The organism is Lactiplantibacillus pingfangensis, assembly GCF_005404945.1.
Lineage (GTDB): Bacteria > Bacillota > Bacilli > Lactobacillales > Lactobacillaceae > Lactiplantibacillus > Lactiplantibacillus pingfangensis.
Genome location: NZ_BJDG01000002.1, coordinates 21,557 through 44,669, shown reverse-complemented (window position 1 = coordinate 44,669; position 23,113 = coordinate 21,557). Strand labels below are relative to the sequence as shown.

23 protein-coding genes are annotated in these 23,113 nt (G+C 44.3%); 1 reads left to right on the top strand and 22 read right to left on the bottom strand.

The window, feature by feature from the left end:
• Positions 1-295 precede the first annotated feature (295 nt).
• From FFM74_RS00625 to FFM74_RS00520, 22 genes are all read right to left on the bottom strand, one after another.
• Positions 296-592, bottom strand: coding sequence for a glycine cleavage system H family protein (locus FFM74_RS00625; protein WP_137624724.1), 297 nt, complete (start codon positions 590-592; stop codon positions 296-298).
• A gap of 32 nt (positions 593-624) precedes the next feature.
• A complete protein-coding gene (locus tag FFM74_RS00620) occupies positions 625-1,830 on the bottom strand; it encodes an FtsW/RodA/SpoVE family cell cycle protein (RefSeq protein WP_137624723.1) in 1,206 nt (401 codons plus the stop codon).
• 92 nt (positions 1,831-1,922) lie between these two features.
• Entirely contained in the window at positions 1,923-2,150 is a 228-nt protein-coding gene (locus FFM74_RS00615; protein WP_137624722.1) for a DUF2969 domain-containing protein, read from the bottom strand.
• Positions 2,151-2,405: a membrane protein insertion efficiency factor YidD gene (yidD, locus tag FFM74_RS00610; RefSeq protein WP_137624721.1), complete on the bottom strand. Its 255-nt coding sequence runs from the start codon at positions 2,403-2,405 to the stop codon at positions 2,151-2,153.
• 6 nt (positions 2,406-2,411) lie between these two features.
• Positions 2,412-3,407 (bottom strand): rod shape-determining protein, encoded by a 996-nt coding sequence (gene mreB, locus FFM74_RS00605; RefSeq protein ID WP_137624720.1) that lies wholly within the window; start codon positions 3,405-3,407, stop codon positions 2,412-2,414.
• Between the two features lie 119 nt (positions 3,408-3,526).
• Positions 3,527-4,081 carry a GNAT family N-acetyltransferase gene (locus FFM74_RS00600; protein ID WP_137624719.1) on the bottom strand — a complete coding sequence of 185 codons (555 nt, stop codon included), beginning with the start codon at positions 4,079-4,081 and terminating at the stop codon, positions 3,527-3,529.
• An 89-nt stretch (positions 4,082-4,170) separates the two neighbouring features.
• Positions 4,171-5,487 carry a UDP-N-acetylglucosamine 1-carboxyvinyltransferase gene (gene murA, locus FFM74_RS00595; RefSeq protein ID WP_137624718.1) on the bottom strand — a complete coding sequence of 439 codons (1,317 nt, stop codon included), beginning with the start codon at positions 5,485-5,487 and terminating at the stop codon, positions 4,171-4,173.
• 982 nt (positions 5,488-6,469) lie between these two features.
• Positions 6,470-6,898 (bottom strand): F0F1 ATP synthase subunit epsilon, encoded by a 429-nt coding sequence (locus tag FFM74_RS00590; protein WP_137624717.1) that lies wholly within the window; start codon positions 6,896-6,898, stop codon positions 6,470-6,472.
• Between the two features lie 11 nt (positions 6,899-6,909).
• Complete coding sequence (gene atpD / locus FFM74_RS00585) at positions 6,910-8,313, bottom strand: F0F1 ATP synthase subunit beta (protein ID WP_137624716.1); 1,404 nt, start codon at positions 8,311-8,313, stop codon at positions 6,910-6,912.
• Between the two features lie 25 nt (positions 8,314-8,338).
• Positions 8,339-9,283, bottom strand: coding sequence for a F0F1 ATP synthase subunit gamma (locus FFM74_RS00580; protein ID WP_137615596.1), 945 nt, complete (start codon positions 9,281-9,283; stop codon positions 8,339-8,341).
• Between the two features lie 30 nt (positions 9,284-9,313).
• Positions 9,314-10,831, bottom strand: a complete 1,518-nt coding sequence (atpA, locus tag FFM74_RS00575) for a F0F1 ATP synthase subunit alpha (protein ID WP_137624715.1) — start codon at positions 10,829-10,831, stop codon at positions 9,314-9,316.
• A gap of 29 nt (positions 10,832-10,860) precedes the next feature.
• Entirely contained in the window at positions 10,861-11,406 is a 546-nt protein-coding gene (gene atpH / locus FFM74_RS00570) for an ATP synthase F1 subunit delta (protein WP_137624714.1), read from the bottom strand.
• On the bottom strand, positions 11,396-11,914 hold the full coding sequence (atpF, locus tag FFM74_RS00565) for a F0F1 ATP synthase subunit B (protein WP_137624713.1): 519 nt from the start codon (positions 11,912-11,914) through the stop codon (positions 11,396-11,398). Before atpF ends, atpH begins: the two co-directional genes overlap by 11 nt.
• 53 nt (positions 11,915-11,967) lie before the next feature.
• Positions 11,968-12,180 (bottom strand): F0F1 ATP synthase subunit C, encoded by a 213-nt coding sequence (gene atpE, locus FFM74_RS00560; RefSeq protein ID WP_003639224.1) that lies wholly within the window; start codon positions 12,178-12,180, stop codon positions 11,968-11,970.
• Between the two features lie 41 nt (positions 12,181-12,221).
• Positions 12,222-12,938, bottom strand: coding sequence for a F0F1 ATP synthase subunit A (atpB, locus tag FFM74_RS00555; protein WP_137624712.1), 717 nt, complete (start codon positions 12,936-12,938; stop codon positions 12,222-12,224).
• Positions 12,939-13,216: 278 nt separating this feature from the next.
• A complete protein-coding gene (locus FFM74_RS00550; protein ID WP_137624711.1) occupies positions 13,217-14,497 on the bottom strand; it encodes a uracil-xanthine permease family protein in 1,281 nt (426 codons plus the stop codon).
• 1,371 nt (positions 14,498-15,868) lie between these two features.
• Positions 15,869-16,498: a uracil phosphoribosyltransferase gene (upp, locus tag FFM74_RS00545; protein WP_137624710.1), complete on the bottom strand. Its 630-nt coding sequence runs from the start codon at positions 16,496-16,498 to the stop codon at positions 15,869-15,871.
• Between the two features lie 176 nt (positions 16,499-16,674).
• The gene (locus FFM74_RS00540) at positions 16,675-17,913 is read right to left on the bottom strand and encodes a serine hydroxymethyltransferase (RefSeq protein WP_137624709.1); all 1,239 of its coding nucleotides are present in this window, start codon (positions 17,911-17,913) and stop codon (positions 16,675-16,677) included.
• Between the two features lie 57 nt (positions 17,914-17,970).
• Positions 17,971-18,990 carry an L-threonylcarbamoyladenylate synthase gene (locus tag FFM74_RS00535; protein WP_137624708.1) on the bottom strand — a complete coding sequence of 340 codons (1,020 nt, stop codon included), beginning with the start codon at positions 18,988-18,990 and terminating at the stop codon, positions 17,971-17,973.
• A gap of 36 nt (positions 18,991-19,026) precedes the next feature.
• The gene (prmC, locus tag FFM74_RS00530; protein WP_137624707.1) at positions 19,027-19,881 is read right to left on the bottom strand and encodes a peptide chain release factor N(5)-glutamine methyltransferase; all 855 of its coding nucleotides are present in this window, start codon (positions 19,879-19,881) and stop codon (positions 19,027-19,029) included.
• A complete protein-coding gene (gene prfA / locus FFM74_RS00525) occupies positions 19,874-20,956 on the bottom strand; it encodes a peptide chain release factor 1 (RefSeq protein ID WP_137624706.1) in 1,083 nt (360 codons plus the stop codon). The genes prmC and prfA overlap by 8 nt, the downstream gene beginning before the upstream one ends.
• Positions 20,957-20,970: 14 nt before the next feature.
• Complete coding sequence (locus FFM74_RS00520) at positions 20,971-21,549, bottom strand: thymidine kinase (RefSeq protein ID WP_137624705.1); 579 nt, start codon at positions 21,547-21,549, stop codon at positions 20,971-20,973.
• A gap of 216 nt (positions 21,550-21,765) precedes the next feature.
• Between FFM74_RS00520 and FFM74_RS00515 the strand changes: the two genes are divergently transcribed.
• Positions 21,766-23,112 (top strand): Mur ligase family protein, encoded by a 1,347-nt coding sequence (locus tag FFM74_RS00515; RefSeq protein WP_137624704.1) that lies wholly within the window; start codon positions 21,766-21,768, stop codon positions 23,110-23,112.
• Position 23,113 lies beyond the last annotated feature (1 nt).

Sequence of the window (23,113 nt, the reverse complement as noted above, 5' to 3'; positions counted from 1 at the left end):
CGAGAAGCTTAGTCTCGCGGTACCACCCATCTTTGCAACTTGCTCACACAAGCTGTCTCAAGAGTTAGTTCTTAACTCTGCACGATAATGGGTGCAATCCAAACCCGGCTAACCATTGCTCGCCGAATTGCATTGATTCAAGACCATCTTCCGCTTCACGCCTAATCCCTTTGCACCAAACTGGGACTCTCTTAGTAGTCGCTGCCGCGTACTCATCTCTTCAAAATGACATTTTCTAATGAATTATTAATGTCCTGAGTATACCGAGGACTTTTTTGCTTGTCAAGCCCCAAAATTAATCGACGTCAATTAACCAAGCGACGCCATCTTCTAAACTGTTCAAGGCTTTAAAATCATCTTTCAAAGCGGGATTAACCGCCGTTACTGTCCCATTGATGGGGCAGTTAAATTCTGAAACTGCTTTAGTTGCTTCAATGCTCAGGAAAGCTTCTTTTTGGCTAACCTTGTCACCAACGGCGGGTAACTCAGCATACTTCACTTCGCCTAAGGCTTCATGCGCAGCTTTTGTTAACCCAATTCGGGTATGACCGTCAGTATCTTTTGTCCAAAAATAATTTGCATCTTCACTCATATTCAACACCATGCTTTCCTTGATTTAACTCATTATTCAAACCGATCATTGCGGCTAAACATGTATGACTTGTAATGGAACCGCATCGACATGATTAGCCCAATCCCGGCCATATTCGCAATCAACGCCGAACCCCCTTGACTAATAAACGGCAACGGAATCCCGGTCATTGGTAATAGTCCAATACTCATTCCAATATTTTCAAAAACATGGAATAAGATCATCATAATAACCCCAGTCGAAATGTAAGCATAAAACTCATTTTTTGTATCAAAAGTCACACGGATCATTTGATAAATTAATAAGAAATATAATAACACGACAATCGTACAACCGATGAAACCAAAGTTCTCGCCAATGACGGAAAAGATCATATCAGATTCACGAACCGGTACCGTGACGTGTGAGACATTAAAGCCACGACCAGTAATCTGACCAGAACCAATCGCCTTCATACTTTGCCAAACTTGATACGCGTTGTTTGACGTATCGGTTGAGGGATTTAGCCAAGTATCAATTCGTGCAAATTGATAAGCTTTGAAGCCAACTGCTTCCAAAATGCTCCGGCCACTATTGGTAATAACTAGAAAAAGCACCGTCCCAGCAAACACGAATACAATACCAAATGCTGGTGCAAGTAGCCGCCAAGAAATCCCAGAGACCAAAATCACGCCACCCAAAATGGCGAAAAAGACCAACATCGTCCCAAAGTCATTTTGTAATTTTAATAAAATAATTAATGGCACGGTATAAGCGACTAACTTACCGATTAATTGCCAATCACCGGCTGTCGTATGTGCCGGATATTCTGTATTATGATTGGTCACGACCCGCCCTAACATCAAAATAAACGCGGGCTTCATAATTTCTGACGGCTGAAAGGTTAATGATCCAACGGCAAACCAACTTTTGGCCCCAGTGCTTGCATACATTGAGCGACTATACAAGACTAAGACCGCCACCAAGAGGAATATCCCGAACCAGTAGGCCAATGGCGCCACCCGCCAGAGTTGTTCGGAGTCAAATTGCATAATAATAATAGCCAACGTTGTCCCAATCACAAACCACATGATTTGGGTCACAACTTGTTTGGTCACATTAACTACACTTGAATCGTGACTGGCGGCGACATAAATTGAGGCCAGCCCAATCAAGCCTAGCATCATGATTGAGAAAATAATACCCCAATCAATCCGTGAGTCTTCTGCTTGACCACGAAGTCTAGATTCTTCTGCCACAATAATAACGCTCCTTATTTTCCTAAGATAAGCTTGATTATACAACAACCTGGTGCCGAATAATCGGAACCAGGTTGAAGGTTAACTAAAAATTAGCCTTTGTGTAAGTGGTACGCTGAAATGACTTCTTGTAAACTTTCATCGAACGATTTTGTATGCGCAAAAGGTTGCGTATCGCTCGACAACTCAGCGTCAAATCGGTCGCCCGTTTGAGTCACTTGACCAATCACTTGTTTGCCGATTAAAACTTCGGTGATGGTCTGATCATTCACCTTAGTTTCATTAAGCGTTACTGAAACTGCTTTATCTTTGTTTGACAATTACTTTTCCTCCTTAAAGGCCGGATTACGACGTAATGAAAATTTCGCTGGCACTGGATCAAAGCCACCTTTAACAAAGGGTTGGCAGCGTAAAACTCGCGCCACCCCCATCAAGCCACCTCGTGCAGCGCCAAAACGATCGATGGCTTCGATCGTGTAGGCAGAACAAGTTGGCCAATAGCGACAGTGTGCCGGCGAAAACGCAGAAATCGCCCGTTGATACCAGCGAATACTGCTGATTAAGACGTGTTTCATCGCCAATTATTTTTTCTGACTCTTTTGCATATGTTCCAATAAGATTCCGGCACCTTGCGCCACATTATTCAAGGGGTGCTCAGCAACCATCACTGGAACCTTTAAGTTTTCACTAATTAATTGATCTAAGCCGCGTAGTAACGCGCCCCCACCGGTCAACATAATCCCGCGATCAATAATATCGGCAGAAATTTCTGGTGGTAAAGTTTCCATGACATGATGGGCTGTCGACACAATCTGCATCAACGTATCATGAATGGCAACTTCGACTTCATTAGAATCCAAATCAATCGAACGTGGCATCCCGGTAACCGTATCACGACCACGAACTTGCATGACTTGATCGTCATCATCGTCTTGCTTGAAGACTTGGGCAATCTGAATCTTAACATTTTCAGCAGTCCGTTCGCCAATTAATAAATGATGTTCGTCTTTAACGTAGTTGGCAATATCTTGATTCATCCGGTCGCCAGCTAGCCGCAATGAGCTGCTAGCCACAATATCGCCTAAAGATAACACAGCGATATCACTAGTCCCACCACCAATGTCGATGACCATATTACCACGTGGTTGGAAGATGTCCATGCCGGCGCCAATTGCAGCGACTTTCGGTTCAACTTCCAAATAGACCTTACTCCCACCAGATTTTTCAGCGGCTTGTAAAATCGCTTTGCGTTCAATTTCGGTGGTATTCGTTGGTGTACAAATCATAATACTTGGGCGTGACATAATGCCACGGACATTTAATTTTTTAATGAAATAAGACAACATTTCTTCGGTAACATCAAAGTCTGAAATTACCCCGTCCTTCAATGGTCGGATTGCCCGAATGTTGCTAGGGGTCTTCCCAACCATTTGATAGGCTTCCGACCCGACTGCTAATACTTGATTCGTGTTCGTATCAATGGCAACGACAGATGGTTCATTTAACACAATGCCCTTCCCTGATACATAAATCAAAACATTGGCAGTACCTAAGTCGATACCAATATCTAAAGCCATGTTTTTGCTCCTCTCAAACTTGCAGTTATACAACTTTTCATTATAGCATACTCAATACCGCCTGCGAACTAGTCGCCTGCGGTAATTGCCCCTTTCAATTTCGAGACTTAACGCGTGTTCTAGTCGTCGCGGCGCTTAGACCATTCGTCAACGGTGATTGAATAAATTGCCTCATCCTTGTATTGCCCATTGATTAAGATATTCTCAGGCAAGGTGGCGTCCAAATGGTATTGGCGACGTTCTGCCACCGCACGACTACGGTCATTCGCAACATCCGCAGCCAAGTTCAACTTGTGCAAGTCCAGTTCGGTAAACGCAATTTCTTCAATTCGTTCAAGCGCTTTGGTCATCACACCTTTACCCACGACCGTTTGGCCTAGCCAATAACCAATTTCGCCATGATGATTTACCGCACTGATGTTATGGACATCAATCATACCAGCCACTTCACCGTCAACGACGATCGTGGCAATGAAAACTTCAGCTTTGGCTTGTTTAGTTAACATCGTTTCAATAAAATGGCGTTCATCGGCAACCGTCGCCGTCGCATCGACCCAAGGCATCCAGGGCTTTAAATGTTGACGATTCGCATCGACCAAATCAAACAATGGTTCGGCATCCGCCACTTCCGTTGGTTTTAATGAGATGTGTTTATCAATAATATTTATGAACATACTGTTCCTCCTGAATGACTTTTTTCATAAAAAAACCTTCAAACACGAGTTTATCGCATTTTGAAGGTTTTGTAAGCTATTTTTTCATCCTATTCGGCCGCTTCATGGGCAAAATCAGGATTCAACGCGTAGACGGCTTCATCAGGAACATCAATCCGTTCAATTTCTGCACCCAACTGTGCCAATTTACCATGAAAATTAAAGTAGCCACGATCCAAATACTTCAAATTAGTGACTTCCGTATAACCATGACTGACCAAGCCAGCAATGACCAAAGCAGCTGCTGCCCGTAAATCGGTCGCAGTGACTTGGGCACCATTAAAATCAGTTGGGCCATACATAATCACGGAACGTCCTTCAATTTTAAAATCTGCGTTCATCCGCCGTAATTCCTCAAGATGCATGAACCGGTTCTCAAAGACCGTTTCAGTCAGCAAACTTGTGCCCTGAGCACATAGCTGCAAAATGGTCATTTGTGGTTGCATATCCGTTGGAAAACCTGGATGCGGCATCGTTTTAACTGAAGTTGGCTTCAACTTCGATGGGCCAATGACCCGAATCCCAGCAACCTCTTCAGTAACCGTGACACCCATCTCGCGCATTTTAGAAATCAAGGGCTTGTTATGTTCGGCAATTGCATCTTCAACGAGCACATTGCCTTGCGTTACCGCAGCTGCGACCATGAACGTCCCAGCTTCGATTCGATCTTGCACGATACTATGTTCACAGCCGTGCATGGCAGGAACCCCTTCAATCCGAATCGTTTCGGTACCCGCACCCGTAACCTTCGCACCCATCTGATTCAAGATATTGGCTAGGTCCACAATTTCAGGTTCTCGGGCCACGTTTTCCATGGTCGTCGTTCCCTTGGCTAACGTTGCGGCCATCATAATATTTTGCGTCGCGCCGACACTTGGAAAATCCAAGTAAATTGACGCACCATGTAATTGGCTAGCACGAGCTTCCACGTAGCCATCATGCTGTTCAATTTCGGCACCTAAAGCACTCAACCCCTTTAGGTGCAAATCAATCGGCCGTGATCCAATGGCACAGCCACCAGGCATCGCAACCTTCGCGTGCCCTAACCGTGCTAACAGCGGCCCCATCACAACAATGGAAGCGCGCATCTTTGAAACGTATTGGAACGGTGCTTCTGCTGATAATTGATGACTGGCATCAATATCAACCGTTTTATTAATTTCATCAAAATCAACTTTAGTATTCAAAAAACGTAACACACTATTCATCGTGAAAACATCTGATAATACGGGCACATTTGTTAAATGTGTCGTGCCTGAACTAGCCAGCAACCCAGCCGCTAGAATTGGCAATACTGCATTCTTGGCACCTTCGATATGGACATTACCTGTCAAACGATGACCGCCATGAACTACAATTTCCTCCATGGATAACCCTCCATCACAAACGATAATAAACAAAACCAGCTTGCAAAATTTTGGATGCCACTTAAGTCGCTTACAAAGACCTCAGTCACTGCTAGCCGCCTTGATTGGGTTCGACAAGCAATTTCAGTCCTAGCCGATACTTACGACCGGGCACACAATTAAAACGATTGTGTGCCCCAAAAAGCAATCCAAATACGCATAAACTACAACTAAAAAAATCCGCTGATTCCGCCACAACAATATCGCGAAATCAGTTGGTAGCCCTAGTAGTTTCCTAATCATCATAACATAAACCCTTAACGAATAAATATTACATTTTACAAAAGTGTTACATTTTTAACATTTTGTCATCTGGCTATGATTAGTTAACTAAATAGCACTTGCTAGTAACAAGTAGCCAACCTAAGCCGACTTCTTAGTAGCAAATCATTGCATGATGAAATTAAAAGGAAGTGGCTTTCGACCACTGAGACTGTCCTTCAACTAGTTTACACGTTTTAAGCCAAGTGATGATGTAAACGCTTCATATTCTAATCTCGTGATTAGTTAACTAACAAACAACTTATCGTCAAACTCACAGATAGCAACCATCACCAGCACTGCGGCAACGACACTTGTCGTAATCAACAAAATTGTCACGAAAATAACACGCTAAAATCCTGTTCTCCATATCCCATTAAACTTTAGCTGGCCGTTGCGACTGATCCCATCGGTCGTGATGGTGGCATTACATCGGCTGGTTTTTACCGACATTACGCCACGGACGGACCGGGACACTTTCGGTTTTTGAAAGGGTTCCGGGATCGGCCTGAGACGTGCCTGGCTCAGGCCGGTCCCACGACCGCATGTTATCAGCCACAACCGGAAGCGACAACACTTAACTAATCTATATGGGCTTACTTTTTTAGTTGCAAAAAAAGTATCCACAACCATCGGCTGTAGATACTTTGATTTTGGTATGATAAAACGTCTTCGAGAAAGATTACCGGTGAGCCACATGCAATCGGTTCACGGCACGCCGCAATGCGACTTGTGCCCGCGCCAACTCAGCATCATCATGCTTTTGTTGGGCTTCTTGAATCCGACTTTCAGCTCGTTTCCGGGCATTTTCGGCCCGGGCAACATCAATATCGTTCTGACGTTCAGCACTATCCGCCACAATCGTGGCAACATTATCACTGAACTCAACAAAACCACCATTAACGGCAATTTCATCGTCTTCCTGATCTGATTCTTGTTGCTTGATTCGAACTTCATCAATTGCTAAAGAAGCAATCATGGGAATATGGTTCGGCAAAATTCCTAATTCGCCGTTAATCGTACGAACGATTAACATTGGCGTCTTACTTTCATAGACCTGACCGTCTGGAGTAACGATGCTAACGGTTAATGAGCTTGCATTGTCAGCCATGTTAACCCCTCCTAATCAGTGACCATCGATTTCGCTTTTTCGACCGCATCTTCGATCTTACCAACTTGACGGAACGCATCTTCTGGTAAGTCATCATATTTGCCTTCAAGAATTTCCTTGAAACCTTTAACAGTTTCCTTGATTGGCACATATGAGCCAGGTTGGCCCGTAAAGTTTTCAGCAACGAAGAAGTTTTGTGACAAGAAGAATTGAATCCGCCGTGCACGTGCAACGGTGGTCTTTTCTTCGTCAGACAATTCATCCATCCCTAAAATTGAGATGATATCTTGCAATTCACGATAACGTTGCAAGACCCGTTGAACTTCCGTGGCAACTTCATAATGCTCTTGCCCAACAATTGATGGGTCCAAAGCGATTGATGATGAAGCCAATGGATCAACGGCTGGATAAATCCCTTGTTCAGTCAAAGAACGTTCCAAGTTAGTCGTTGCGTCCAAATGGGCGAAAGTCGTTGCAGGTGCAGGGTCGGTATAATCATCGGCTGGCACATAAACGGCTTGAATCGACGTAACAGAACCTTTTTTGGTTGACGTGATTCGTTCTTGTAATTGACCCATTTCAGTCGCCAAGGTTGGTTGGTAACCAACGGCTGAAGGAATCCGACCAAGTAAGGCCGAAACTTCAGAACCAGCTTGGGTAAACCGGAAGATGTTATCAATAAACAAGAGGACATCTTGACCAGCAACATCACGGAAGTATTCCGCAATCGTTAACCCAGTCAAGGCAACCCGCATCCGGGCACCAGGTGGTTCGTTCATTTGACCATACACCATGGCCGTGTTCTTCAACACGCCAGAGGCCTTCATTTCGAAGTAAAGGTCATTTCCTTCACGAGTCCGTTCACCAACACCGGTGAAGACGGAAATCCCGTTATGTTCTTGGGCAATGTTATGAATTAATTCCTGAATTAAAACGGTCTTACCAACACCGGCACCACCGAACAACCCGATCTTACCACCACGAACATATGGGGCTAACAGGTCGATAACTTTAATCCCAGTTTCCAATACTTCTGTACTGGTCATTAATTCATCGTATGCAGGGGCATCCCGATGAATCGGGTTCCGTTCTGCATCTGGACCGAATTCTGGACCACCATCAATGGTTTCTCCTAAAACGTTAAATACCCGACCTAACGTTTCCTTACCAACGGGAACCGTAATTGAAGAACCAGTGTCTTCCACGGCCATCCCACGGCGCAAGCCATCCGTACCATCCATTGCGACGGTCCGAACAACCCCATCACCTAATTCAAGCGAAACTTCAACCGTTAAGGTCTCTTCGCCATCTTTATGGATGAGCAAGGCGTTATTAATATCAGGTAGCTTGTCGTTTAGAGAGAATTCAACGTCGACAACGGGTCCAATAACTTGTACAACTTTACCTGTACTCATTAGTCGTTAATTCCTCCCAAATTCGTTATTCTTGCGCAACCAAACCACCAGTAATTTCGGTGATTTCCGTCGTAATGGCAGCTTGACGCGCACGGTTATATTTCAGATTCAACTTATCAATTAAATCGCCAGCATTATCTGATGCCGCCTTCATCGCCGTTGACGATGAGGCATGTTCAGCAGTTTTGGCATCCAAGATTGCACCATAAACCAAGCTTTCAGCATATTGTGGCAACACGGCCGACAAAATTGCTTCTTCTGAAGGTTCCATTTCATACTCGGGACCGACATCAACTCGACTGTCTTTGGCTGGACGGTTATCCTTTTCACTTTGCGCAAACGTTTCTTCAGAAATCGGTAGCATTTTAACTGACCGGAATCCGGAAGATAAACGGTTGATAAAGTGATTATAGAAAACATACAATTCATCAAAGACTTCATTATGGTACATCGAGGTCACTGTTTTAACGATTTCACGGACTTCTTTAAAAGTTGGGACGTCTGAAACGCCACGATACTCATAGGCAACGTTTAAGCCGTTCTTCTTATAGAAATCCGCACCAGTGCCACCAACCGCTAACACGACGGCATTATCAGCATTTAATTGGTGTTGACGCATAAAGTCGTTCGTCTGTTTCAAGACGTTCGAATTATAGCTTCCCACCAACCCTCGATCAGAGGTAATGATTAATAAACCGGTGCGTTTAACGGGGCGTTGAGCCAATAATTCACTAACCGAAATGGTATTGGAATTACTGTTCGGAACACCAGCGCTCGCTGACATCAGATGAGCTTTGGCAAGATGTGAAACGATGCTTTCAACTTTTGAAGCATACACCTGATAGGTGCCAGTATGCTTTTGAATCTGGTTCAACTTAGATGTCGAAACCATTTGCATTGCTGACGTAATCTGATGGGTCTTCTTGGTTGAGTCAATCCGGCGCTTGACATCCATTAATGATTCTGCCATGCACTACTCACCATCCTTTTCAGCCATTTACTACTTAGCAGCGGCAGTTGCTTGGAACTGTTCTGCAAATTCATCTAATGCGCCATTGATTTGGTCAGCATCTGGTAATTTCTTCGTTGAGACAATCGTATCGAACAAGTCTTGATGATTACTGTGAACGAAATCAAACATTTCTGTTTGGTAACGGGCAATGTCTTCGATGGCAACTTTATCCAAGTAACCATTAGCTAAGGCATACAAAATCATAACTTGTTCTTCAACCTTTAATGGTGAATGAACAGGTTGCTTCAAAACTTCCACGATCCGTTGACCACGGTTCAACTTAGCTTGCGTTGCCGCATCCAAGTCTGAACCGAATTGTGAGAATGATTCCAATTCACGGAAAGAAGCCAAATCCAAACGTAAAGTCCCAGCAACAGACTTCATCGCTTTGATTTGTGCATCCCCACCAACCCGAGAAACTGAAGCCCCGGCGTCAATGGCTGGCCGAACACCTGAATAGAATGAATCACTATCCAAGAAGATTTGACCATCGGTGATCGAAATCACGTTGGTTGGAATATAAGCGGAAATATCCCCAGCTTGCGTTTCGATGATTGGTAACGCCGTCATCGACCCGCCACCTAAATCATCGTTCAACTTAGCGGCCCGTTCGAGCAAACGTGAATGCAAGTAGAAAACATCCCCAGGATAAGCTTCACGACCTGGAGGACGACGTAAGATCAATGAAAGTTCACGATAAGCCGTGGCTTGTTTTGATAAATCATCATAGATAATCAAAACATGCTTGCCATTATGCATGAACTCTTCACCCATCGCTGCGCCGGCATATGGTGCCAAGTAAAGTAATGGTGCTGGTTCAGAAGGACCGGCAGTCACGACGATCGTATAATCCATCGCACCATACTTTTTAAGCGTTTCAACTTGTGACCGTACCGTTGAGTCCTTTTGACCAATTGCGACGTAGATACAAATCATATCTTGGTCTTTTTGGTTCAAAATGGCATCAATGGCAACAGACGTCTTCCCAGTCTTACGGTCACCGATAATCAATTCACGTTGGCCACGACCAATTGGTACTAAGGCATCAATGGCCTTAATCCCAGTTTGTAATGGTTCACTAACTGATTGACGTTCCATAATCCCAGGCGCCTTGTGTTCAATTGGTCGTGTATGTGACGTTTTAATTTCACCTAAACCATCAATTGGCTGACCTAATGGGTTAACGACCCGACCAACCATGTTTTCCCCAACAGGAACTTCCATGATGCGGCCAGTCCGCTTAACAGTATCGCCTTCACGAATACCATCAAAATCACCTAAAACAACGATACCAACATCGTTGCTTTCAAGGTTTTGTACCATCCCGTAAACTCCGTTACTGAATTCGAGCAATTCACCTTGTAAGGCATTGTCGAGTCCATGTGCCCGGGCAATCCCATCACCAACATAGGTGACCGTACCCGTTTCAGCAACTGAGAGCTCAGTTTGATAACTTTCTAATTGTTGTTTGATTAGAGCACTGATTTCTTCAGATTTAATGCTCATAAAAGTTTCACCTCTTCGTAAAAGACTTTTTAATTGTTGATGAGTGCTCGTCTTAAGTTCGTTAATTGTAAAGCGACGCTGCCATCAAACGTTTGATTGTTTGAACGGACAATCACGCCACCAATAATTGCGGTGTCGACTTTTTGCGATAACTTCACACTGTCGGCGCCCACACGCTTGGCAAACGCTGCTGCGATGGCATTAGCTTGCTCATCTGACAACTTGACCGCGGACGTTACTTCGGCATGCACTATCTTATGACTTTCATCATAACGTTGCTCAAACGCGTCGATAATGGCGACCAAATTCGACATGCGGCCGTAATCATACAACATTTGAATAAAGTTTTTAATGTATTCTGAAGCATGGTCAGTCAAAGTTGACAACGTTGTCTGCTTTTGATCAACCGAGAGCAATGATCCTGAAAGGACCTCTGCCAATTGCGGATTATCAATAAAGACTTCCCGTAATTGTTTTAATTCAGCCAGGAATGCTTCGGTCTGATCTTTTTCAACTGCAAGTTCAAAGAGTGCCTTTGAGTAGCGATTTGCAATTGTAAGATTATCAAGACTCATGCTTTCCCAACCCTTCAATATACGAATTGATTAATGCCTGTTGGCCTTCAGGGTCCAATTGCTTCTTAATAATCTTAGAAGCAATTTCAACTGAAATATCAGCCACGTCAGCTTGGACGTTCTTTAAGGCATCTTGACGCTCCTGTTCAATATCTTTACGCGCGTTTTGTTTATACTGCGTAGCTTCGTTTTGAGCGTCAGCGACAATCGTCGTGCGTTGCTTCTCACCACTTTGCTTAGCATCAGCGACAATATCGCTCGCTTCGCTCCGTGAATGTGATAAGGCTTCACGCCGTTGTTCAGCTAAATCAGTCGCCTCTTGACGAGACTTCTTCGCTGAATCAATATCGTTGGCAATTTTGTCCGCCCGTTCGCCCATCATTTTTGTGACTGGGTTCCAAGCAACTTTCGCAATCAACGCCATCAAAACGATAAAACTAATCGCAATAAATAACATATCGCCAAGGTATAAACTGGATGATGCACCGAGAATTAAATGCGAGAGCATCTAATGACACCTCCTTCTTTCATTTTCATTAAAATGAACTCGTTGACCAATGATTACTTGTTCATAACCATCAAGGCAACAACGAAGGAAATGATTGGCATTGATTCAATTAACCCAACACCGATGAACATGTTAGTCCGTAATTGTCCAGATAATTCTGGCTGACGGGCCATACCTTCAAGCATCTTTGAAATAACCAAACCGTTACCAATACCGGCACCTAAAGCGGCACCAAACATAGCAATACCTGCAGCAATTGCTCCCATAATTTGTGTATCCTCCTTAAAATTAAAAAAACTGAAAATGACTATTCCTCAGGCGATACTTTTTGAGAAATATAAACTGAAGTCAAGGTGACAAACACGAATGCTTGAACACTCCCGATAAATACTGAGAAGCCTTGCCAAAGAAATTCAATTGGGAAGGAGTAGACGTAACTGAACCAACTACCCCCACCGGTTGCTAAAGTCGCAACCTTACTCAATAGCATTTCACCAGCAAAGATATTCCCGAACAACCGGAGTCCTAAAGTTAGGAAGTCGGTAAACTGTTCGAAAATGTTGATCGGCAAGAATACAAGGAATGGTGAAGTGTATTCCTTAAGATAACCCTTCATACCCTTCTTTTGTACGCCAGCAGCATGCGCTAACGCCACTGTCATAAATGACAACGTCAACGTCACAATCGGATCTGCGGTTGGACTTTTAACGTACGTATACTGGCCGACCTGGACGTGTAGAAACAAGCCAAGCTGGTTAGCGACGAAGATGAATAGGAACAACGTGAATGCATATAACCCGAAGTGTCCCGCGTCATTACCTTTGATCGACCCCTTGACAATGCCGTTCGTGAACTCGATGAGCCACTCCAGCACATTTTGCCCACCCTTGGGCTTCAACGCCAAATGCCGCGACAATAAAAAGACAAACATGAACACGATTAAACAAGTGAGTAAAATCGAAATGTCATTCGCGATATTAAACGTCAACCCAAGGAATTTGACCGTAGGAACTGGATCACCCACTGAATATCACCTCTTTTCCTTAATTTCGGTGTACACGATAACCATAACGTGTGGAACAATTAACGTCAATTGTATCGAAACATGAAATAGTAAATTAGAGTCACCTCTAATTAAAATACAATGGTAATAATACCACCACTAACCTAAAAATTCAAAACAATTTCATTATTTGGTCACTTGTTAAAAATCCCACGATATCAGGGCTTTAGCCGCTTTGATACCGTGGAATTTTCATGAAGTTTCACATATTTTCATTTTTTACATCTTGATGTTTCCGCTTACTTCTCATTAACCGCCGTCTTTGGCAGCACTAAGTTCATAATAATTCCTAACACGGTCGCAACTGCTAGCCCACTAAATTGAAAACTACCAATTTGTAAATAGGCGTTACCAATTCCAATGACCAACACGGCAGAAGCAATCATTAAATTTCTTTTTGAATTAAAATCAATTTTATTATCAATTAGAATTCGCATCCCACTGGAAGCAATGACCCCGAAAAGGAGAAAGCTGACCCCACCAATGACTGGTGAAGGAATACTCTGAATCAGTGCAGATAATTTGCCCACAAAACTGAAAACAATCGCGAAGAATGCCGCCCCAGCAAGGACATAAATACTATGGACTCTCGTGATGGCCAAGACACCAATATTTTCACCATAAGAAGTCACAGGCGGGCCCCCAACGAACCCAGCAATAATTGACGCCGTCCCATCACCAGCTAAGGTATGGCTCAGGCCTGGATCTTTGAAGAAATTCCGCTTGGTCAATTTGTTTAAGACCATAATGTGACCCATATGTTCCGACATCGTGACAAAGGCAATTGGTGCCATACTAAAAATTGCGCCCCAATAAATCCCAGGATGATAATTAATGAATGGAATTTGGAAATTAGGCAAGGCAAACCATTTTGCCTGCATTACGGGGGTAAAATCAACAATCCCGAACAATACGGCAATTAAGTAGCCGGAGACAATGCCTAATAAGATTGGTACGAGGCTCATAAAACCACGTAAATACATATTAAAGATGACCGTTAAAATCATGGTTAACATGGCAACCGCAAAGAAGCGAATATCATAGTTATTACCATTAATTGTCGCGTCTTTAGCCGCGGTGCTCGCCAGTGATAACCCAATCACCATGACAATTGGTCCAACCACGATTGGTGGCAAGGCCTTGTCAATCCAGTCGGAACCAATCAACGTGACCAAGAGACTGACCAATAAGTAAACACAGCCAACCGCAACAGTCCCTTGCGCAATCGCCGGATACCCCGCCGTTTTCATCAATGATTGCATGACGACAATGAAAGAAAAACTAGAACCCATGTACGCGGGAATCTTGTGCCGGGTAATTAAAATGTACATCAAGGTCCCAACCCCAGAACTGAATAACGCAATCCCAGGATTTAAGCCGACCAAGATTGGGACTAGGACGGTCGAGCCGAACATGGAAAATAAATGCTGAATTGATAACCCGAGCCAACTACCAAATTTTGGTCGGTCATGAATGTCGAGTACGACATCATCATTATGAAATGGTTTTTGCTTTGCCATAATGCACCCCTCACGATGAATTTTTAGTCAAAAGAAAAGACAGACCCCCACTCAAAGCGGCTGGTCTGTCTGAATTGGCTCCACCATTTCATGGTGAAGATCCGATCAAATCCTTTTCAGCCTCTCTGAGCTAAATTAAAGGAACTGTTTAATTGAAATAAGTTTACTTGAGTTGATTTGTTTTGTCAATAGCGGTTGGTTATGGGTAAGTGTCAAGTTTTCCTTCGTTTTCTCTAAATTCATTACTGTTAAGTCTTTCATTCAAGTTCCAGCTCATCAATTAATTCACGAATCCTGCTAATTTCCGCCTACCGGGGGATTCGTTTGGGGCTGGAACGCCATGAACCAGTTTTGAGCCAAAGGGCGGTCTCAAAAGCTGGTTTTTGACTAACCGCGGACAAGACCCGCGCTAAGTCAAACGCCACGGCTGAGCCCCAAACGAAGCCCCCTCACGGCTATGCTAATTCTTCCTTTGAAAGCCATCGTTATCGCTTTGAGTCAAGTGTTCAGTCGTCCTCTCACTGCATTTTTCGTTTAAATACGTCGACACACAATGATTACCAGTAGCTTCAAGCCAATTGGTCAATTAGTTTTAAAATGGATTATATCGACATTTAGAACCGTTTAAAGCGATGCGACAATTATCATATATTATGGTAGAAAAATCATTTCTGATTTAGAAATGATTTTCCAAAGTTGGTTAATAACTTTTTTCATAGAACCCAAAACATTAGCACCCTTTTTACTAAAATCGCCCTCAAAGAGGCACTATTAGTTGTAATTCAATCCAAAGCATACATTGCACAATGCGAGGGAGAAGACCGCCTTTTAAGGCTTCTCCCGGTTCCTCGCTCGCATGACATCAGTACATCAGTGACAACCGGAAGCTGATTTTCACAGCTACAGCGGTACTCATGAGCCCTTTTACTTAGAAACTGAAAGTTGAAAGAATAAAAGGGCTTGTAAATACTGTCATATAGGTAACAGACACTTCCAAATTAGTGGTAATTCCGCTTCCGCTAAATCCTAACCTAAAAACAGTTAAATTAGCTGAAAGTCGCCGCCGATAGCATCGGCCGTGATGGTGGCGTTGGGTCGGCATGTTTCTTGCCGGCGTTACGCCACGGACGGTCCGGGACACTTGCGATTTGTGCAAGGGTTCTGGGCGAGGGCCAAGACGTTCCTCAGGCTTGACCCGGTCCCACGGCCGCATGTTATCAGTGACGACTGGAAGCGGCCATGTCAGCTAATCTTCACGCCTTAATCATTGACATGGCGGTAATTATTAGCGATTTTTCTCTTTCAACCTTTACTTAGAAGCAAAAAATCCCGCCAGCAAGTTGCCAACGAGATTTCGATAAATTCAATTAATTACTTCGTACCGAATAACCGGTCACCGGCATCGCCCAAGCCTGGCACGATATAGCCGTCTTCGTTCAAATGATCATCAAGCGCTGCTGTATAAATATCAACGTCTGGATGTGCCTTTTGAAGTGCCTTAACACCTTCTGGAGCGGCAACTAAGCACATAAACTTAATGTTGCTAGCACCGCGCTTCTTCAACATGTCCATCGCCATGATGGCTGACCCACCAGTAGCTAACATTGGATCAACGACAAATAATTGACGTTGCGAAATGTCGCTTGGCAACTTGACGAAATATTCCACTGGCTTCAGCGTTTCTTCATCACGATACATCCCGACATGACCAACTTTAGCAGCTGGAATCATGTTCAAGACGCCATCGACCATCCCTAAACCGGCACGTAAAATCGGCACAATTGCGACTTTTTTACCTGCCAAAGTTTTCTGAGTCGTCTTTGTAATTGGGGTTTCAATTTCAATATCCTTTAATGGCATATCACGTGAAACTTCGTAAGCCATCAATGTGGATATTTCGTTGACCATTTCCCGAAATACTTTTGTCCCACATTCTTTTTCCCGAATGATCGTTAACTTATGTTGAATGAGCGGATGATTCAAAACCTCAAACTTACCCATGTTTCTGTGCACGCTCCTTAGTGATTTCTTTCTATTGTAGCTAATTTATCGACAAAAAACTAGGGCTCTGCGTGATTAGTTATGAAAAACTCGTAAAAAATCGAATAATTCTGTTTATATTTACAGGAATAAAAAAACGACCAGCATTTCGCCAGTCGCTTCAAATTCATTTTTAATTAGTCGACATCAATTGGGTGGGCTGCCGTTAAGGCTAAAGCTTGGGCCTTCACCGCATCCAAATTTGCTTGATCTTCGGGCGCGCTCAGTGCTTGAAGAATTAATTCTGCCACTTTGGCCGCATCCGTTTCGTTAAAGCCACGGGTCGTAATTGCTGGCGTTCCTAAACGAATGCCAGAAGTCTTAAAGGCTCCCAATGTTTCATTTGGAATCGCTTCTTTGTTGACCGTAATGTAAACCGTGTCTAACAAGTCTTGCACTTGCCGACCGTTTAAACCGGATTTAGTCACATCAATCGTCATCAAATGGTTATCAGTCCCGCCTGAAATAACCCGCACTAAGTCAGAGTCATTAAAGACTGCCGCCATAGCCTGCGCATTCGCAATAATTTGCTTGGCATACGTTTTAAACTCAGGTTGTAAATCTTCGCCAAATGCCACTGCCTTACCCGCAATCACGTGATCTAACGGGCCACCTTGATTGCCAGGGAAAACGGCAGAGTTGATCTTCTTACCGTATTCCGCCTTAGCTAAGATCATCCCACCACGAGGGCCGCGCAATGTTTTGTGCGTTGTCGTCGTGACCACGTCCGCATAAGGAACTGGATTGGGATGTAAGCCAGCCGCAACTAAACCAGCAATATGGGCCATATCAACCATCAACATGGCGCCGACTGCATCCGCAATCTCACGGAATTTCGCAAAATCAATCAGGCGACTGTACGCAGATGCCCCAGCCACGATTAATTTTGGTTGGAAGGCCTTAGCTTGCGCTAAAATCGCGTCATAATCCAATTCTTCCGTTTCTGGATTTAAGCCGTAACCTTGAAAATCGTATAATTTCCCCGAAAAGTTGACACTTGACCCATGCGTTAAATGGCCGCCAGCGTCTAAAGACATCCCCATAACGCGGTCCCCCGGTTGAATCAATGCCATGTAGGCCGCGGCATTGGCTTGTGAACCAGAGTGTGGTTGCACATTCGCATATTCCGCACCAAATAATTTCTTAGCCCGTTCAATCGCTAAGGTTTCCACTTGATCGATAAATTCATTTCCACCGTAAAAACGATGACCAGGATAGCCTTCGGAGTACTTGTTCGTCAAAACACTGCCTTGCGCAGCTCTTACACCTTTAGACACAATGTTTTCTGACGCAATCAACTCAATATTATGTTGTTGGCGCGCCTGTTCCTTACTAATTGCAGCCCAAACTTCTGGATCTTGTTCTTGGTAATTCATGAATAATTCTCCTCCATTTCGCAAGTGACAACTTTCGGGTTTTCCCGATTTCAATCATTATACACTAAAATGAGTTTGACCGGCTGATTTATTTAATCGATTCATGTAGGCAGCACCTAACCCCTGATCATCAAAGGCTTGGCACAAAATATCTTTAATTTCAGTTTCGGTATCAAAGTGCCGAAGTCCCGCAAATAATTCTCGGCTTGCCGATTGAACATCTAATCCTAGAGAAAATCGTTCGCAATTTACTGGTAGTTGATTCTCAGCTAAAATATCATCAGTCGCCATGACGCCCATCTGGATTGATTGCTTGCCAGCCCAAGCCAAAGCCGCTGGCCAATCGCTACGATGATCCACAATATAGACTTGGGCGTCCGGCGCATAGTGTTTGTATTTCATTCCGGGCGCCTTAGGGACTTCCGTCGCACCCACGTGATGTTGTTCAGTCAACACGCGCTCACCAATGACTGCTTCGATTGCCGAGGCCGTGACGGCACCAGGCCGTAGAATCGCCGGTTGCTGGCCTGAAAGATCTAAGACCGTTGATTCGACCCCAACCTGAGTTGGACCATCGTCTAAGATCCCGGCGATTTTTCCTGCCAAATCATGTAAAACGTGTTGGGCGGTCGTCGGACTAGGTTTGCCTGACGTATTCGCGGAAGGCCCGACAATTGGGGTCCCAGCTGCTCGAATCAAGTTCAAGGTTGCTTCATTATTGGGGTTTCGAAACGCTGCCGTTGTTAAGCCGCCAGTCACCTCGGGCGCTAAGGCGTCAGGCTTCAAGTTGAAAATCATTGTCAGCGGCCCCGGCCAAAAGGCTTTGATTAACTTCTTTGCCGCGGGTGATAACGGTTTGGCAAAGCGTTCGACCGTCGCAACATCCGCCACGTGTACAATCAACGGATTGTCACTTGGCCGACCTTTTGCTTGATAGACTTGTTTAACTGCAGTGACGTTGGTCGCGTCGGCACCTAAGCCGTACACGGTTTCGGTTGGAAAGGCCACGAGCTGACCTGCTTGAATCAATTTAGCTGCCGCAGCGACTTCTGCGGGTTTAAAAACTTTAGTTTCCATTATATTGTTCAATCCTTCTTTTTTATCTGTGACTAGCTACAGGACAACTCGAAGCATCCGGTCATGACCAGCCATATCTTGGCGCAGCGTCACCGTGGCCTCAGGTAATGCAGTTGCAAATAACGCTTGAATCGCTGGCCCTTGATGATAACCAAATTCCAAATACAACCGGCCGTGTGCGGTTAAATGCGACGCAACTTGCCGTGCCAGTTGTTCATAAATTGCTAACCCATCATGTTCAGCAAATAACGCCTGCTGCGGTTCATAATTAAGCACACTCGCATCCATCACTGGTTTCTCGTTCTCGGCGATATACGGTGGATTGCTGACAATCACATCATACCGTTGATCTCCGAGTTGAGCGAACAAATCACTCTGCTGAAAACTAACGGTTAAGTTTAATCGGGCCGCATTCGCCTCGGCAACGGTTAGGGCCGCTGCCGAAATATCGCTCGCGGTCAACTGCCAGTTTGGCTGTTCCTGCTTCAACGCTAACGCAATTGCGCCGGAGCCGGTCCCGACATCTAACACTGACAAGTCAGTCACGTCCGCTTCATCCGTTAAGAGCCAGTCCACTAATTCCTCTGTCTCCACCCGTGGAATCAGCACCGCGGGCGTCACATCCAGCTCGAGGCCATAAAATGGCGCACGACCAAGGACGTATTGGGCTGGTTCACCAGCCACCACTCGCTTAATTGCCGCTTGGTAAGCTTGCCACAACGCTGCCGGCAACTGTTCACGATAATGAACCAGTAATTGCGTCTGATCGAGTTGACTCAAGCCTAACAATAAAAAGCGACCGCTATCAACGGGTAAGGTTGCCGTTTTTAGACAAAAAGAAGCCCACTGCTGGGCTTCAAAATACGTTGGTTTTTCCGGTAACTTAGTCATTCGCTAACTGCTCGATCTTTTTAGTTTGATCCGCCAAAACTAAGGCGTCGATGATTTCGTCTAATTCACCGTTCATGATGCGGTCCAACTTGTTCAAAGTCAAGCCGATGCGATGATCAGTCACCCGGTTTTGTGGATAATTGTAAGTCCGAATTCGTTCTGAACGATCCCCGGTCCCAACGGCCGACTTCCGTTCAGCATCGTATTGGTTTTGTTCACGTGACTGGTAATAATCGTAGACCCGCGCCCGCAAAATTTCCATGGCTTTCGCCCGGTTTTGTTGTTGTGACCGTTGATCTTGCATCGAAACGACGATCCCAGTTGGCAAATGAGTCATGCGGACAGCGGAAGACGTCTTGTTAATATGCTGACCACCGGCACCAGATGACCGGAACACGTCGACTCGAATATCCTTTTGTTCCAACTTGATATCAACATCTTTGGCTTCTGGCATTATCCCAACAGTCGCGGTTGACGTATGCACCCGACCGGCAGATTCCGTAACTGGCACCCGTTGAACCCGATGTGCGCCACTCTCATATTTCAGTTTAGAATAAACTTTATTTCCTGAAATAATTAAAACGATTTCTTTAAAGCCACCGACTTCAGTTTCATTACGGTCAGCGACTTCCACGCTCCAGCCTTGACGTTCCGCATACTTGGAATACATGTTGAACAAGTCAGCAGCAAACAAGCTCGCTTCATCACCACCAGCAGCGCCATGAATTTCCATGATGATGTTTTTATCATCATTAGGATCTTGTGGCAACATCAGTAAGGTAATTTCGTGTTCAAGGGTCTCTTTTTGCGCGTTCAACTGTTTCAAATCTTCCTTGACCATGGCATTCATGTCATCATCAAGTTTTTCACGCAATAAGTCGTCGTTTTCAGCGATTTGGCTCGTCACGTCTTTATATTGGTTATACTTTTCGACCGTTTCGCGAATACTTCCCATTTCTTTAGAAAGCTTCATGAAGCGATCAGAGTCAGCGATGACTTCTGGATCACTTAGCAATTCACCGAGTTCTTCATACCGATCGGCAACCGCTTGTAATTTATCAAAAAATTTATCCATACTTGGTTAATTCCTCACTTCGTTAATTTCGGTGGATAGAAGTAGTGACGACGGCAAACGGGGTAATAAGTTTCATTGCCACCAATTTGCACCTGCTCGCCTTCATAAACTGGTTCACCATCATGAAAGCGTAAATTCATAATGGCCTTTTTACGACAAAACCAGCAGATGGTCTTCATCTCTTCAATTTTATCCGCATACAACAACAGGTATTTGCTACCTTCAAATAAGTCATTTCGAAAATCATTTTTTAGCCCAAATGTCATGACTGGAATATTTAACTCGTCCACGACATGTGCTAGTTCCAAAACATGATGTTTCTTTAAAAATTGGGCTTCATCAATTAAGACACAAGCGGCATCCGGATTGGTTGCTTTCACGACGTCATAAACGTTCGTCTCGTCAAATACCGGCATGGCTTCCCGCTTCAAACCGATGCGACTCGCCACGTAGCCAACTCCATCACGGCTGTCTAATCCGCTCGTCATAATAATGACGGATTTATTCTGTTCTTCATAGTTGTGAGCAACTTTCAAAATTTCAATGGTTTTCCCACTATTCATTGCGCCATATCGAAAAAATAACTGTGCCAAGCTTCTCGGTCCCCTTTTCAAACCCATATTCTTTTTAATTATAGCTGATTTAAACGTTAATTTCAGCAACCAACCGCGAAAAAGGGTTAATGATTTCGTAAATGCAGGTGATAAGCGGGACAAACGCTTTTCTTTTATAAGCGTTCAGTATAAAATACTTGAGAGAACAGCTGCAAAAGTCAGCTTTTATTTATACAGTTAGGGGTTCATATAATTATGTCAATCAAAAGTACCGTGGCAACTTGGACTGGAAAGTCCGCCTATTGGTTTTTGCATACCTTTCGTGGCGGCGGAAGTTCGCTACCTGGAAAACTCGCGTTAAAGCTTGATCCAGCTATTTTAAAACAGCTTGCCAAAAATTACGATGTGATCGTCATTACCGGCACCAACGGTAAAACCTTGACGACCGCCCTCACTGTCAAAGTGTTAAAAGAACAATATCCAGACATTTTAACTAATCCGAGTGGCTCCAATATGAAACAAGGGATTGTCACGACCTTTTTAACTGCGCCAAAATCGCATCAAAAACCGTTAGCCGTCTTGGAAGTCGACGAAGCCAATGTGATTATGGTAACTAAGTATATTACGCCGAAAGCCTTTGTCTTCACGAATATTTTCCGTGATCAAATGGATCGTTATGGTGAAATTTATACCACTTATCAAAAAATCTTAGACGGCGTCGCCTTGGCACCCGATGCGACCATCATCGCAAATGGTGATTTACCACTCTTTCATTCGAAAAAGTTGCCAAATCCAATTTTATATTATGGCTTTGATTACCAACCTGATGCTGACGAGCAAGCACCGGCCAATACCGATGGCCTGCTTTGCCCGGTTTGTCAGCATATCTTGCACTATCACCGTCGGACTTATAGCAATATGGGCAAGTATTTCTGCCCGCACTGTGGTTTTGAACGGCCACAATTAACTTATAAATTGAATGCCCTGACCAAGATGACCCCAACGTCATCCGACTTCGAAATCAACGGCCAGACGATGCATCTAAATATTGGTGGTCAATATAACATTTATAATGCTTTAGCTGCCTATGCCGTTGGTCGTTTCATGGACGTTAATCCAGTTAAAATCTCTCACGCGCTCAGCGAAAACGATGAACAAGTCTTTGGCCGCCAAGAAATTTTTCACGTAGGCGACAAAGCTGTGACCTTGATCTTAGTCAAGAATCCGGTTGGACTGAATCAAGTCTTGCAAATGATTAGTACGGACGACCGCCCCTTCTCCTTCGCCGCCTTGCTGAATGCGAATTATGCGGACGGCATTGATACGAGTTGGATTTGGGATGGCGATTTCGAGCAGTTACCCAAACTGAACGTTCCGGCTTATATTAGTGGTGGTGAACGTTATCGTGACATCACGTTCCGTTTGAAGGTCGCTGGCGTGCCAACCAAGGATCTGACCATTGTGCCTGATTTGACAAACATGACCGCTGAAATTCAAAAATTACCAACGCAACAAGTCTACGTCGTCGCCACTTATACCGCGATGCTACAATTGCGTAAACAACTTGCTAGTCAAGGCATTATTGATGGGGGGATGGCCTAAC

Excerpts from the sequence above, each read along its gene's own strand:
- FFM74_RS00625 (WP_137624724.1), bottom strand. The coding sequence starts at position 592 with ATGAGTGAAGATGCAAATTATTTTTGGACAAAAGATACTGACGGTCAT.
- yidD (WP_137624721.1), bottom strand. The coding sequence starts at position 2,405 with ATGAAACACGTCTTAATCAGCAGTATTCGCTGGTATCAACGGGCGATT.
- mreB (WP_137624720.1), bottom strand. The coding sequence starts at position 3,407 with ATGGCTTTAGATATTGGTATCGACTTAGGTACTGCCAATGTTTTGATT.
- FFM74_RS00600 (WP_137624719.1), bottom strand. The coding sequence starts at position 4,081 with ATGTTCATAAATATTATTGATAAACACATCTCATTAAAACCAACGGAA.
- murA (WP_137624718.1), bottom strand. The coding sequence starts at position 5,487 with ATGGAGGAAATTGTAGTTCATGGCGGTCATCGTTTGACAGGTAATGTC.
- FFM74_RS00590 (WP_137624717.1), bottom strand. The coding sequence starts at position 6,898 with ATGGCTGACAATGCAAGCTCATTAACCGTTAGCATCGTTACTCCAGAC.
- atpD (WP_137624716.1), bottom strand. The coding sequence starts at position 8,313 with ATGAGTACAGGTAAAGTTGTACAAGTTATTGGACCCGTTGTCGACGTT.
- FFM74_RS00580 (WP_137615596.1), bottom strand. The coding sequence starts at position 9,283 with ATGGCAGAATCATTAATGGATGTCAAGCGCCGGATTGACTCAACCAAG.
- atpA (WP_137624715.1), bottom strand. The coding sequence starts at position 10,831 with ATGAGCATTAAATCTGAAGAAATCAGTGCTCTAATCAAACAACAATTA.
- atpH (WP_137624714.1), bottom strand. The coding sequence starts at position 11,406 with ATGAGTCTTGATAATCTTACAATTGCAAATCGCTACTCAAAGGCACTC.
- atpF (WP_137624713.1), bottom strand. The coding sequence starts at position 11,914 with ATGCTCTCGCATTTAATTCTCGGTGCATCATCCAGTTTATACCTTGGC.
- atpE (WP_003639224.1), bottom strand. The coding sequence starts at position 12,180 with ATGGGAGCAATTGCTGCAGGTATTGCTATGTTTGGTGCCGCTTTAGGT.
- FFM74_RS00550 (WP_137624711.1), bottom strand. The coding sequence starts at position 14,497 with ATGGCAAAGCAAAAACCATTTCATAATGATGATGTCGTACTCGACATT.
- upp (WP_137624710.1), bottom strand. The coding sequence starts at position 16,498 with ATGGGTAAGTTTGAGGTTTTGAATCATCCGCTCATTCAACATAAGTTA.
- FFM74_RS00540 (WP_137624709.1), bottom strand. The coding sequence starts at position 17,913 with ATGAATTACCAAGAACAAGATCCAGAAGTTTGGGCTGCAATTAGTAAG.
- FFM74_RS00535 (WP_137624708.1), bottom strand. The coding sequence starts at position 18,990 with ATGGAAACTAAAGTTTTTAAACCCGCAGAAGTCGCTGCGGCAGCTAAA.
- prmC (WP_137624707.1), bottom strand. The coding sequence starts at position 19,881 with ATGACTAAGTTACCGGAAAAACCAACGTATTTTGAAGCCCAGCAGTGG.
- prfA (WP_137624706.1), bottom strand. The coding sequence starts at position 20,956 with ATGGATAAATTTTTTGATAAATTACAAGCGGTTGCCGATCGGTATGAA.
- FFM74_RS00515 (WP_137624704.1), top strand. The coding sequence starts at position 21,766 with ATGTCAATCAAAAGTACCGTGGCAACTTGGACTGGAAAGTCCGCCTAT.